Source organism: Bacillus sp. AFS053548 (genome assembly GCF_002575105.1).
Classification (GTDB): Bacteria; Bacillota; Bacilli; order Bacillales; family Bacillaceae_G; genus Gottfriedia.
Map to the genome: position 1 here is coordinate 330,518 of NZ_NUHI01000005.1, position 14,126 is coordinate 344,643.

The window sequence follows — 14,126 nt, forward strand, 5'->3', positions numbered from 1 at the left end:
TTAGTAAATGTCATTATTTGCTTCAGTAAACTTACGAATAATCCAAGTAACTACTAAACAAATAACTAATAAGAAAAATCCAATTGCACTTGCATATCCAAAGTCAAAACCTTTGAATGCTTTTTGATACATATAGGAAGCCATTACTTCACTTGAACCATTAGGGCCCCCACCTGTCATAACATAAATTAAGTCAAAATATTTCAGTGATCCTACGACAGCAAGAACAATCGTTACTTTAACAACATTCATAATTAATGGTAATTTTATTTTTAATGCAATTTGAATTGGTGTTGCGCCGTCAATTCTTGCAGCCTCGATTAGAGAGTCTGGAATATTTTTAAGAGCTGCATAGTAAATCAGAATATAAAAACCGGCGTACTGCCAAATAATTGGAATAATAATCGCATATAATGCTATGTTTGTTTCTGCTAACCAGGCTGGTGGATTATGAACTCCTAGAGAAACAAGTAAGCTATTTAGAATACCGTTAGTAGGATGATAAATTTTAAGCCAAAGCTGAGCAATTGCCACAGAAGCAAGCAGCATCGGAATAAGATATATTTTTCTAAGAATGTCTGCACCTTTAATTTTTCCAGCAAGTATAAATGAGATGAACAAGTAACCAATTAAACTTACTGCCGAAAATACTGCTAATAAAAAGGAGTGGAAAGCACTTTTCCAAAATAGAGGATCATGTAATAAGTGGGAGTAATTCTTTAAACCTATGAACTCCTTTTCCCCAATTCCATTCCATTTCATTAAGCCAAAGTATCCAGTTTGTACGATTGGAACGTAAATCAAAGCAAGGATCAGAAAAAGAGCTGGTGTAATATACAAGGCGATTATTTTTTTATTTGACATAGCTTTATTCACTTCAATTCAACTCCTTCCCCTATATTTAAAAATCAAGGGCATATTATAATGAATCCATATGCCCTTTTCTTTAAGACATCAAAATTTATTTATCTTCTGCCTTTAAAGCCTCTTCATGTTGTTTAGCAAAATCTTTAGGTTTTACTTCATTTCCAAATAGAGATTGGATTAAGTTTAAGTGAGTTTCTGCTACAGAAGCACTCATTTGAACGTCGGCAAATAGTGTTAAGTTGCTAGCTTTATTTAATTCATTTAGCACATCAATATATAATGGTGGTAAATTTACTTTTGAAGTATCAACCTTAGTCGCTGGGATTACACCCGCTTTTTCAACAGATTGCTCTCCCCACTTCTCTACAAAGAATTTAACAAAGTCTTTAGCTTCAGCTTTAACTTTTGAATGTTCTGCTACGAATAAACCTACTCCAGGACCACCAACCCAGCTATTAATATTTCCTTTTCCGCCTTCATATGTAGGGAATTTAAAGAAACCTACATTGTCTCGGAAATCTTTTGGGATTTCTTCGTTTGTCGTGAAGTTTGGAAGCTCCCATGTTCCCATTAAGTACATAGCTGCATTTCCATTTAAGAATTCAGATTTCCCCTCATCATTCGATAATCCATTAAAGCCTTTATTAAATGCTTTTTCTTTAACTAGATTTTGAACCTCTGATGCCGCTGAAACAAGTGCAGGATCTTCGAATGTTCCTGTACGGTTAATTGCTTTATTTAGTACATCAGCTCCACCAATTCTGTCTGCCAAATACATATACCAAAGTGAACCTGTCCAACGATCTTTATTTCCTAAAGCGATTGGAGCAACGCCATTTTTAGCAAGTGTTTTAACAACATTTTGGAATTCGCTATAAGTTTGTGGTACTTGAAGGTTATATTTTTCAAAAATTGCTTTATTGTAATAAATTGGAGCGATGTTTAGTTCTAGAGGTAATCCATATGTTTTACCATCGATTGCATATGCTTCTGTTGTTCCGCTTACAAAAGAATCTTTTAATCCGTTATTTAACACATCATCTAAATCAGCAAAAAGGCCACCTTTTACAAATGGTTTCATATATCCTGCTGCCCATGTAAACCCAACATCAGGAAGTTCGTTAGAAGAAGAAAGAACTTTAATCTTATTCTTGTATTGCTCATTTTCAAGAACTTCTACTTCGATTTTTACATCCTTATGTTCAGCCTCATATTGCTTAATAATGTCAGATACAATTAAGTTTTGTTGCTTAGAACTTCCAGCTGGCCAAAGATGCATAAACTTAATCACTTTTTTGGAACCGCTTTCAGTTGACGCGTTATTCGATTTACCACAGCCAGTTAAAGCAACCATCAGAATAAGAACTAGTGCTAACATTAATGAAGACGCTTTCTTAAACATGTCTAACCCCCATTTTTTGAATTTTTCGTTACAAGTAAATTCTAGCACTAAAAAAAAAACGCGGTAAGGTCACCACGATTGGATAAAATTCCACTATTTTTGGATTAGTGAATCATCAAGTTCCGATACTTTTCTAAATTTACTTGGGGTAATACCCTCGTAATTCTTAAAGATCTTAATGAAATATTTAGCTGTCTGATAGCCTACTTCTAGGGCAATTTCTTCAATTTGTAAATCTGTTGTCAGTAGACGATTTTTTGCAATTTGTAATCTCTTTCTAGTCAAATACTCACTAAATGTTAGCCCCACTTGCTCTTTAAATAACACACTAAAATAGCTCGCATTTAGATGAACCGCTTCTGCTACATCCTTTAATGAAATTTGATTGCTTATATTTTCATTAATAAAGGTCTTTGCTCCTTTAATTGAGTTAGAGCGGTTATTAACTTGATCTAGTTTTAATAATTTCTGATCAGTCACTTTTTCCATATATTCAATCCGTTCAATATTTGCTTCCTTTTCAAGCGCTTGCTCAATAGCATCAATTAATTTCTGTTTACTTACCGGTTTTAATAAGTAATTTACAACTCCTAGACGAATAGCCTCCTGTGCATATTCAAAGTCAGGGTGTCCAGAAATAATAATTGAAACAAACTTATGTCCTTTATCCTTTAGGCTTTTTAAAAGCTCTAAACCATTCATTTCAGGCATACAAATATCAGTTACTAATAGATGTACTTTTGTTCTGTTCATCTGTTCTACTGTTTCTTGACCATTTGCCGCACTAAGAATTTCGAATTTACCGTTTGACCATTTCTCTAATGTTTTTTTTAATCCTTGCCTAGTCACTTGTTCATCATCAACAATTAAAATCGTTTTTGTATCCAAATTATTCTCCACCTTTGTCTGGAACTTCGAATAATACAGTTGTACCTTTACCGATCTCACTTTCTAAACGAAGACCACTTAAGTCATATCCTTCGTAATATAATTTGATTCTTTTATTTACATTAGTAAGCGCCATACCCATCCCTTTAAAGGATGATACATTATCATTTTTAATTGCTAGATTAAGGGCTTCAAGAGCTTTTCTATTAATCCCCGGTCCATTGTCCTTAACAGTCACTAATAAATTAGATGAGTCATTAATCCGTTTTATCTTCACTAAAACAATCCCTTGTTCTCGACTACTTTCAATACCATGCATAATGGCGTTCTCAACTAAAGGTTGGATTAGCAGTTTAGGTATTTTAATAGTTAATAGATTTGGCTCAACAGATATCTCCCATAACAACCGTTCGCCTAATCTCATTTTCATAATCTGTAAATAACGTTCAATTTGATCGAGAGCAGCTTGTATAGTTACCCATTCACTACTGTTTGCATTGCCAATTGTATACCGAAATAATCCTGACATTGCAATCACTATTTCTGCTAAATCCTCTTCACCTCTATCATCTAAAGACCAGTAAAGTGCATTTAGGGTATTATAAAGGAAGTGCGGATCAATTTGGGCTTGTAGCGCCTTCAACTCAGTTTGACTACGAAGTAATTCTTTTTCATAAACGACCTGTATTAAATGATTCGTATTTTCTACCATTTGGTTATATGTTCTATTTAATTCAATAATTTCCAAAGAAGCTGCGCTTTCCTTATTAATTTTTAACTCGTCCATTTTCGCATTCTTCATTGTTTTTGTAAGTTTCTTTATCGGTCTTGTGATCATGGTTGCTAGAATTATTGATGATATGACAAAAATGATAAATCCAATCGCACCAGATAATAGGGTCGCTTTTCTTACCGGTGTTACCCGCTCATTTAAAAAGCTTGTAGGCTTTAAAATAACAAGGGTCCAGCCTGTTTTTGTAGATGGTTGTGTAACAATCATATATTGTTTTTTATTTACTTTTATCGATTCGTATCCTTCTACTAAAAACTTTTGAATATCAATGCCGTAATTATCCGTTATCGGAGTTAAATCCCGATCAAGAAGCATCATATAATCCTTTTCTCCAGGAGATAAATTACTTTCTTCGACCTGAAAGTAACTATTAAGAATTCTTACGACTAAATATCCTCCATTTGAAAACCATCGATCCATTAAACTAACCCTTCTTATTGCATAAGAATAATTACTATTTTTAGGATCTTTCCCTACCCACACTAATCTTCCTTTCTCGGCTTCTGCTTCCTTTACCCATTTCTCATCGATTACACTAGATAAATTTTTTTCACCGAATGGAAAAATACGATTACCTTCTGAAGAATATAGTTCAAAAGAAGAGATTCCATTTGAGTAAGCTAAAAAGTTATTTATGACTCTAATTAGTGATTGCCTTTTTGCAAAATCAACACTTTCTCCGTTTTTCAATCCGAGTAAAATTTGTTGAACCGTCTCGTTGGTCATTAATTGATTTGATAATGTATCAATTTGCTTATACAAGGTTTCCATTCTTCCATTTGCTTCAACAGCGGTTTGTTTGATTTGCTTCTCTGTTGTATCTTTCATTAAAGTTCCAACTTGGTTATATACCATAATGGATACAATAGATAAAACAATCACCATAACAATCAAGAAGACAGCCAATATTTGATTTCGTAAGGTGTTTAATTTTCTTAACCGTAATCTAATTTTGAGGATTGTAATCACCTTTTCAGTAGTAAGTTAATGTAAGGGTTTTCTTTAAAAATTATCATACTATATTAAGTATTAGTCTGAATATTAAAAACACCTATCTAGTAATAACTACCAGATCGCTTAAGGGCAATATTGGGATAATAGGAATCAGTTTAAACAAAAAATCAACACGAAAAAGAGGAACCTAAACATATAATGTTGAGGCTCCCCTTTCATTTTCTTATTTACTATTTATTTACGCCTTCCCTGTGCTTTGACTTTTTTCACTCATTAACTTGTTCAACTTTACTCCATTCCGCCTCCTGAAGAGTCCTCCATAAAATTTTCCCACTTGCAGTAGTTGGTAATTTATCAATAAATTCGACATATCTCGGATATTTATAGTTTGCCATATGCTCTTTTGACCAATCGATAATGTCATCCTCACTTACTTTGCCTGAGTAAATAGGATTTAGGATCACATATGCCTTTACTGTTTCGCCCCTTTTTTCATCAGGTTTACTAACAACACAAGCTTGTTGGATGGCGGGATGTTTATAAAGTAGGTTTTCCACTTCGGTTGGCCAAACTTTAAAGCCTGATGCGTTAATCATCCTTTTAACACGGTCAACGATAAAATAGTACCCTTCATCATCAAACCGACCGATATCTCCTGTACGGAAAAACAGTTTTCCGTCTATTTCAATAAAGGCGTCATTTGTTTCTTCTGGTCGGTTAAAGTAGCCTTTAAATACTTGTGGTCCATTAACAATAATCTCACCAACCTCACCGACACCTAACTGTTTCATTGTTAATGAATCGATAATTCTGGCGTCTACATCAAATGATGGAATTCCAAGACATTGAAGTTTTGGTCGATCTGGCGGATTAAAATGCGTCTGAGCAATTGTTTCTGATAATCCATACCCTTCTACGAACTTTAAACCTGTTAATTTGAATAGCTGCTCACCTACTGATTCTGGAAGAGGAGCCCCACCACCTGCAATATTTACAAGAGACTTGATGTCTTCTGTATTTAAATTTGGATTTGCTAAAAAGTCGATTAGCATTGTACTAATATTTACCCAATGGGTACATTGATAGTTTTCAATCAGTTTGCATGCATGGTTTCGATTCCATCTTGTTAGCAATACCATACTTGAGCCAGTAAGAATCGGTGTATGCATCCCATGAACCATTCCTGTTACATGAAATAGCGGTAAAGTTGAAAAACTAACGGCATTTGCAGAAATATTCATCCAAACGGCAGATCCTACTACATTTGCTTGTACCGTTTTATGTGTGTGTATACAGCCTTTTGGTAAACCTGTTGTACCTGAAGTATATGGAAGTACTGCAACATCTTCTGAATTACCTTCATATAGTGACGGGGTAAGCTTTGTTTGTATTGCATCCTCCCAGTAAAATAAATTTTCGTTTTGATAGATTTTCTTTGACTCAGTAATTTCAGCCGTTAAATCAGAAACTAAAGGAATGGTTGGTAAATATTCAGAGTAGACTGCAACTACTAAATTCTCTAATCCAGTTGTAGCTTGTAAAGGTTCAATTTGAGGGGATAGTTCTTGGCCAATGATTGCGGTTTTAATTTCACAATCATTTAAGTAAAATTCAAGTTCATCAGTGGTGTTCATCGGGTTAATTGGTACTACAATTCCTCTTACTCTTAATATTGCATAAAAGGCGATGACATATTGAGGTGAGTTTTGCATATAAAGCATTACACGTTCGCCAGGGGATATCTCTAACCTATGCTCAAGATAACCTGCTAAATGATCAACCTCTTCAAGAAGCTGCTTGTACGTTTTTGAAGCGCCATAATACTCGATTGCAGTTTTATTTGGATACCTTTTTGCCGAAACGACTAAATTATCATAAAGTGTTGTCTCAGGTAAAGTTAAAGATTTAGAAACCCTTTTTGGCCAATGTGCAAAATGTGAAGTACTCATATTTTTCCCCTTTCGCTTATGTACCTTTTTTATATTAAGTTTTAATATGGACAGCTCTTTCTTGTATGTATGAAACTTTAGTCATTAACAAAAAAATTCAGGGCAATTATTCATATACGATGCCTAATTAATGAATGACCACCTAACAGAAAGCATTTACAAATTATTCACTTATAATAGGATCTTTGAAATTATTTAAAAGTAAATTGCAAAATGAGGCAATTGCTATGTAGAAAGGCAGAATGGAATGGAAAATGGAATAGTAAATCATAATCAAAATCAACTTTAGACCTTATTATAATGGAAAAGCTTAAATGAATAAATAGTTTTTTGAAAATTTAAAAAACTATTTATTTTAACCAAGGTATTTGATTTGAGTATCGAAAATTTTTTAAGTAAAATTACATACAATGACTTACTTTACCACTTTTCTATGTTTCAATTAATAACAAGTGAGGTGTTAGTATATGAGAATTGGAATAATCGGTTTAGGAGATATAGCTGCGAAGGCCTATCTACCGGTCCTTTTTGAAAAAGAAAAGATCGAGTTGGTGCTATGTACAAGAAGTAATGAGACACTAGACTATTTATCAAACAAATATCGAATCAGTGAAACTGTTAATACAGTAGATGAATTGCTAGAAAAGAATATTGATGCATCATTTGTTAGTACAGCTACGGAAGCACATTATATGATAACGAAAAAGCTATTATTAAATGGTATAAACGTTTATATTGATAAACCTATTTCGATGAATTTTAAAGAAACTGAGCAAATTGTAAATCTAGCTAGAGAACTAGGAAAAATAGCGATGGTTGGATTCAATAGACGATTTACCCCTAGAGTAAGAGAGCTTACTATGCATGGAAAGGCTAGCTTAATAATTATGCAAAAAAATAGATTTAACTTTCCTGAATACACTAGAAGATTTGTTGTAGAGGATTTTATTCATGTGGTGGATACTCTTAGGTATTTAATGTCCACTAATATAGTTGATTTGAAAGTCAATTTCTTAAAAAAAGATAATATGCTCGAACACCTAGTCATTCATCTTATAGGTGAGGGATGTACGGCAATTGGAATAATGAACAGAAACAACGGTGTTACAGAAGAAATTATTGAATATATGACACCACAAAATAAATATGTAGTGAGTAGTTTAGTCGAAACCACCCATTATCATAATAAAGAAATCAATTTTACAAAATTTGGTGATTGGGAACCAACCTTATATAAACGTGGGTTTTACCAAATAGTTGATCACTTTTTTGACTGTATAGAACAGAATAAAACCCCAGACCCTTCTATAAATGATTCCTTAATCACTCATGAAATTTGCGAAAGAATCGTTCAGTATATTGATTCTAATTCATAGTAAATAAAAAACCCGAATAGTAGACTTGAGAGGTCTAATTATTCGGGTTTTATTTGTTATTTATTCTTGTTCAGCCATTGCATCCTTTGGAGTACCGAATAAATACGTTAGGACGAAACCACCGGCATAACCAGCAAGTAATCCGATCACATATTGAAGCCACATTCCGTGCGCAATAAGTGGAACTAACGCTACACCTGATGGACCAATTGCAATTGCTCCAACATTACCAAACATTCCAATTACTGCACCTCCTATACCACCACCGATACATGCAGTGATAAATGGACGACCAAGAGGTAATGTAACACCATAAATTAATGGTTCACCAATACCTAAAATACCTACTGGAAGAGCACCTTTAATCATATTTGATAATGATTTATTCTTTTTGCAACGTAACCATAATGCTAATGCTGCACCAACTTGTCCAGCACCTGCCATTGCAAGAATTGGTAATAATTCTGTTGCACCAGTTGTATTAATTAATTCGATATGAATTGGTGTTAATACTTGATGTAAACCTAACATTACTAATGGTAAGAATCCCATACCTAAAATAAATCCTGCAAAAATACCGCCTTTTGCAATAATCCAGTTAATTGAGCCAATTAAGTTATCAGAAATAAATCCTGCGAATGGCATGATGAAGAAAATTGTAAGCAAACCTACTACTAATAAAGCAATCATTGGTGTAATAATAATATCTAAAGAATCTGGAATAACTTTACGTAATTGTTTTTCTAAAAGTGATAATAAATAGACTGCAAGTAGTACGCCAATAATACCGCCTTGACCTGGAGCTAATGGATCACCATTAAAGATATTTTTAATTGGTTGATCAGGAAGCATACCTGTTAAAAGTGTTACCCCACCAATTACTCCACCAAGAGATGGTGTCGCCCCGAATTCCTTCGCTGCGTTGATACCAACATAAATCGCTAAATAAGCAAAAATTGCGTTTTTAATTACATTTAAAACTGTAACATATTGTGACCAAGTTGCTGCATCTAGGTTTTGAGCAGTAATATTGTTCGATAAAATCGAAGCAATACCAGCAATTAGACCTGCACCAACGAATGCTGGAATTAATGGAATAAAGATGTTACCGACTTTTCGTAAGAAATTTTTAAAAGGTGTGTTATTTTTCTTTTTTAATTCAGCTTTAAGATCTGAGCCCTTTTCTTTTAAAGCCGCTGACGAAGTTTCTTGTTTTCCTGATGAGCTGTTTTTCAGATGACCAAATTGTTCTGCAACTTTAGTTACTGTACCAGGACCTAAAATGATTTGGTAAGTCTCGTCATCAACAGTTCCCAAAACCCCGTTAATTTTTTTAACTTGATCTTCATTGATTAAATCACGATCAGCAACATTAACACGAAGTCTTGTCATACAGTTTGTAAATGAAACTACATTATCAGTACCGCCGATTGCATCAGCGATTTCAGAAGCTAATCTTTGATATTTATCCATCTTCTACTCCCCCAACAATTTTTATTTTTGTATTGCTTTTCGAACGAATCCTTCTGATTTTTTCAATTGCTCAATTGCTTGCTCATAACTAAATCCAGTAAGAATCATAACGATTGCTACTTTTGGACTTTGATCCGACTTCGTTAAATACTCTTCTGCAATTTCATACGTACAAGAAGTTGCTTCCATTACAATACGCTTTGAACGCTCAACTAGTTTTTCATTTGTTGATTGAACATCAACCATTAGGTTACCGTATACTTTTCCAATACCAACCATTGATGCTGTAGATAACATATTGCATACTAACTTTTGAGAAGTACCTGCCTTTAATCTAGTTGAACCAGTTAATACTTCAGGTCCATTAACAACTTCGATTGCAATTTCTGCCTCTTGACCAATCTTTGATCCCTTGTTACAACTAACCGCTACAGTAGAAGCACCAATTTCTTTGGCGTATTTTAAACCACCAATGACATAAGGCGTACGACCACTTGCTGCAATCCCGACTACAATATCATTTTTACTTAACTTAATTTCCTTTAAATCTTCAATTGCAAGTTCTTCGCTATCCTCTGCGCCTTCAACTGCTTTAATAAAAGCTTTTTCTCCACCTGCAATTAACCCTACTACTTCTTCTGGACTTGTTCCAAATGTAGGAGGACATTCAACTGCGTCTAAAAGTCCTATGCGGCCACTTGTGCCTGCTCCTATATAAATCAAGCGACCCCCACTTTTGAAAGCAGTTACAATTTTTTCAACAGCCTTAGAAATATTAGGAATTTCATTTCGAACGGCAGCGGCAACTTTAGCATCCTCTTCGTTCATTACGGTTAAAAATTCTTCTATAGACATTTCATCTAAATTCATTGTTTTTTCATTTCTTGTTTCGGTTGTTAAATTCTCAAGCATGTTTGCTTCACCTCAAGTAATTTTTTAAAAGTAAATTTAATTTCATATATATTATAACTATCTTTGAAATAAAATTTCAATACTTAAATTCATAAGGAAGAAATTTCATATTATTAAATCGTATTTTTGTTCAAATAAATGTCATATTCATCAAACCACCACAAACAATTTTTCTTTTAAAAGATGCATAAATTTATAATCTGTACATTAATTTGTCTAGCAAAAAAGTTTAAGCTCAATTTACAATTTCAAAACATAATTAATAAACTCTTGTGGTATTTTAAACCTATGTATTTAAAATATGTTTGTTAATTTGATGACAACTTAACTAAAATACAATTTATTTTAAAGATGAGAAGACAACATCCTCCATATGATTAAGGATATTTATGTCACTTAACTAGGGGTATACAATGAAAAAGTTTATACAGTTTTATAAAAATTTCTCGTTAGTGGAGAAAAGCGCACTTCTCTGCTTTCTCATACCTCCAGTAGGTATTTCATTGCTATTGATCATCGGGCTTCGTACACTCTATACTCAATGGTTTATTAATAAACGGTTTATTTATTCGTTTAGTTCGTACTTTTTCTTATGCCTACTTATATCTACTATTGGTGCTGCCCTGTTATTTAGAAATATATTGTTTTTATTAGTCAGTATCATGATTCTTGGTTACTGGGGAATCTATTGTAGGATTTTAGTAACTGAGAAAGGTCAATTATTTCAGAGATTTCGCATGGTCATAATCTTTGGAGGCATATATAGTTGTGTAATTGGATGGGTATCTAAATGGTTTGTTTTTCCTAAGATTGTTGGTTATTTATTGGGAACAGTGCTTTTTGGAGAAGTGGAACCTAAGAATTTTAACCGTCTAATTGGTTGTGCATATAATCCCAACTTTACTGTTTTTATTTTATTAATCGCTATTTCTTTTCTCTTAGCAAGCATACTTTCTAGTTTAGAGAGAAAACATTATATTAACTTAGCGTGGCAGCTTCCAATTCAACTTCTACTTAGTTATGGAATTTATCTTACGGGTTCAAGAGCTGGCTTTGCGACGATGATTCTGATTTATTTACTTTTTATCTTCCGACTTAATCGAATCTTTTTCTTTGTTTGTACAATAATCGGACTATTCTTTTCGAAATGGTTGCTCTATATAATGCCAAGGGCCGATTCAGTTATTCAAGCAGGGCATAAAAGGTTGGACATTTGGAAAAACGCATATACTATATGGCAAAATCACCCATTCTTTGGTGTGACACCGATAGGATTTGGTCAAGAATATGTAATACAATATGGTCATTTCATCCCCCATGCACATAATTTACTGCTGGGTATGTTTGCGGAATACGGAACATTAGGAGGATTGGCTTTTATAACATTGATTAGTATAAATATTGTAAAATGCATTCACTTATTCTTTTTTGAGCGCAGCAAAAAATGTTTTTTCAACAGTTTTTTACTCGGCCTACCAATTATTTTGTTTACAGGGGTATTTGATGAGCCAGTGTTCTCTCCACAAATCGGCTTCCTCACAGTCATACTGCTTGGGTGTTGGGATCGATATTCGAAACGTATGCAATTTAATATTGAGATTTCAGCCGTTCAAGGCAAATTTATAAGCGTTTATGGGAGCACGGCAAGGTTAGTTGTAAGTTCGTACATGATTTTGCATTATTTAAAATCGAAGTTTATTAGTAATAAGTACTAAAAAGACCCCTACAACTAGTTAGGGGTCTTAGACTGAAAATCAAGTTATTAGTACTTTCTCTACATACTGAGACCCCTACGATTAATAGGGGTCTCAGTGTGTAGTTTATGATATTTTTTTCGTAACTTGTACTTCTACTGCCACATTTTGTTTTGTTAAGAATAAATTTAAAATAATTGCAGTTAATGAACCTGTCACAATTCCATTTTGCATTAACATTTTTAAAAAGTCAGGTAGTTGGTCGAACATTTGTGGAAGGGTTGCTGAACCTAACCCTACTGCTATACTACAAGCCGCGATTAATAGGTTTTCGCCTTTACCTAAATCGACTTCTGAAAGAATTGATATCCCGGCAGCTGCGACAGATCCGAACATAACAATCATTGCGCCTCCAAGAACGGCATTTGGAATAACAGTCGTTAAAGCTGCTAATTTAGGTAATAATCCAAGAACAACCATGATACTTCCCGCAGCATAAATAACTTCCCTAGATTTAACTTTTGTAAGTGAGATTAAACCAACATTTTGTGAAAACGCTGTGTACGGAAATGCATTAAAAATACCACCAAGCATAATCGCAAGACCTTCTGAACGTAACCCATTTACAATCTGATCCTGTTTTACTTTTTGGTTAGTCGCTTTTCCGACTGCGAAATAGACTCCAGTAGACTCAACCATACTAACGATACAAACGATAATCATTGTGATAATAGCTGTAATACTGATTTTGGGTGCTCCGAAATAGAATGGTTGAGCGATACTAAACCATGATGCTTCCGATACGCTTGAAAAGTGAACGAATCCCATTGCATAACCTGCAACTGTTCCTACAACCAAACCAACAAGTACGGAAATTGTACGTAAAAATCCTTTAGCCCATCTGTTAACAACTAAAATTACGATAAGTGTAAGAAGGGCTAGTAATAAATTGTGTATTTGACCGAAGTCTGGACTCCCTTGTCCACCTGCTGCATTATTCATAGCTACTGGAATTAGAGAAAGCCCAATTATCGTTACTACTGATCCTGTAACAATTGTAGGGAAAAATTTTAAAAGCTTGCCATAAAAAGGAGCAGCTAATACAACAAAAATCCCAGAAATAATTATTGCACCGTATGCTGTTGGTAAGTTTGAAGAGGATGCAATTGCAATAATCGGACCTACCGCCGTAAAAGTACATCCTAAAACGACTGGCAATCTGCTACCAATGTATTTAGTCCCCATGCTTTGCAGGATTGTTGCGATACCGCAAGTAAATAAATCTGCTGCTATCAGATAAGCGATTTGAGTTGGCGTAAGTTTAAGCGCGCCACCTATTATAAGAGGTACAACAACTGCACCTGCATACATAGCCATGACGTGTTGAAAACCTAATGTAAATGCTTTTTGTTTACTTAACAATCTGATTCTCTCCCTTGTCATTGCTTTAATTTATCTATATTGATTGGCGTACAGTAGTACTCTTTATAAAACAAAAAAGGACAGGTTCCACTTGAGTATGTTTCTCTCAAGTGAAACCTGTCCTTCTGGGTTTTTATCCCTAATGGTGTAGCACGTGTAGTGCCCACATCGCTCGGACCAGCCATTTTACTTATACAATAATGCGGAACCCTAGATGTGCTTTCACTCATAGTCGGTCGATTATATTGGTCGTCCGGTAGAAACTTATGGGCCATATCCCCATGATTATATGAGTTATTTATATATTTGTACCTTGATTATGTTACACATGCTATTCAATATTTTCAAGTAGAAAATGCAAGAAAAGGTGCTCCATTAGAAAAAAACTAACGGAAC

10 protein-coding genes and 1 riboswitch are annotated in these 14,126 nt (G+C 34.1%); of the genes, 2 read left to right on the top strand and 8 right to left on the bottom strand.

The window, feature by feature from the left end; all coding sequences use genetic code 11:
* The 5 genes from CN946_RS03390 to CN946_RS03410 all read right to left on the bottom strand — a co-directional run bounded on the left by CN946_RS03390 (position 1) and on the right by CN946_RS03410 (position 6,853).
* Complete coding sequence (locus CN946_RS03390; protein WP_098859892.1) at positions 1–876, bottom strand: carbohydrate ABC transporter permease; 876 nt, start codon at positions 874–876, stop codon at positions 1–3.
* 85 nt (positions 877–961) lie between these two features.
* The gene (locus CN946_RS03395; protein WP_098859893.1) at positions 962–2,269 is read right to left on the bottom strand and encodes an extracellular solute-binding protein; all 1,308 of its coding nucleotides are present in this window, start codon (positions 2,267–2,269) and stop codon (positions 962–964) included.
* 93 nt (positions 2,270–2,362) lie between these two features.
* Positions 2,363–3,157: a response regulator transcription factor gene (locus tag CN946_RS03400; protein WP_098859894.1), complete on the bottom strand. Its 795-nt coding sequence runs from the start codon at positions 3,155–3,157 to the stop codon at positions 2,363–2,365.
* A gap of 1 nt (position 3,158) precedes the next feature.
* Positions 3,159–4,778: a sensor histidine kinase gene (locus CN946_RS03405; protein ID WP_286133801.1), complete on the bottom strand. Its 1,620-nt coding sequence runs from the start codon at positions 4,776–4,778 to the stop codon at positions 3,159–3,161.
* Positions 4,779–5,170: 392 nt separating this feature from the next.
* Positions 5,171–6,853: a long-chain fatty acid--CoA ligase gene (locus tag CN946_RS03410; protein ID WP_098859895.1), complete on the bottom strand. Its 1,683-nt coding sequence runs from the start codon at positions 6,851–6,853 to the stop codon at positions 5,171–5,173.
* 467 nt (positions 6,854–7,320) lie between these two features.
* On the opposite strand from CN946_RS03410, the gene CN946_RS03415 reads away from it, so the two are divergent.
* On the top strand, positions 7,321–8,229 hold the full coding sequence (locus CN946_RS03415; protein ID WP_098859896.1) for a Gfo/Idh/MocA family protein: 909 nt from the start codon (positions 7,321–7,323) through the stop codon (positions 8,227–8,229).
* Between the two features lie 60 nt (positions 8,230–8,289).
* Here CN946_RS03415 and CN946_RS03420 read toward each other — a convergent pair whose 3' ends face one another.
* Positions 8,290–9,702, bottom strand: coding sequence for a PTS transporter subunit EIIC (locus CN946_RS03420; protein ID WP_098859897.1), 1,413 nt, complete (start codon positions 9,700–9,702; stop codon positions 8,290–8,292).
* A gap of 21 nt (positions 9,703–9,723) precedes the next feature.
* Positions 9,724–10,614 (bottom strand): N-acetylmuramic acid 6-phosphate etherase, encoded by an 891-nt coding sequence (gene murQ / locus CN946_RS03425; protein ID WP_098859898.1) that lies wholly within the window; start codon positions 10,612–10,614, stop codon positions 9,724–9,726.
* 503 nt (positions 10,615–11,117) lie between these two features.
* On the opposite strand from murQ, the gene CN946_RS03430 reads away from it, so the two are divergent.
* Positions 11,118–12,329: an O-antigen ligase family protein gene (locus CN946_RS03430; RefSeq protein WP_286133802.1), complete on the top strand. Its 1,212-nt coding sequence runs from the start codon at positions 11,118–11,120 to the stop codon at positions 12,327–12,329.
* A 105-nt stretch (positions 12,330–12,434) separates the two neighbouring features.
* On the opposite strand, the gene CN946_RS03435 is transcribed toward CN946_RS03430, so the two are convergent.
* Positions 12,435–13,730: a nucleobase:cation symporter-2 family protein gene (locus tag CN946_RS03435; protein WP_098859900.1), complete on the bottom strand. Its 1,296-nt coding sequence runs from the start codon at positions 13,728–13,730 to the stop codon at positions 12,435–12,437.
* Between the two features lie 209 nt (positions 13,731–13,939).
* Positions 13,940–14,043, bottom strand: a riboswitch (purine riboswitch).
* Between the last annotated feature and the right edge of the window lie 83 nt (positions 14,044–14,126).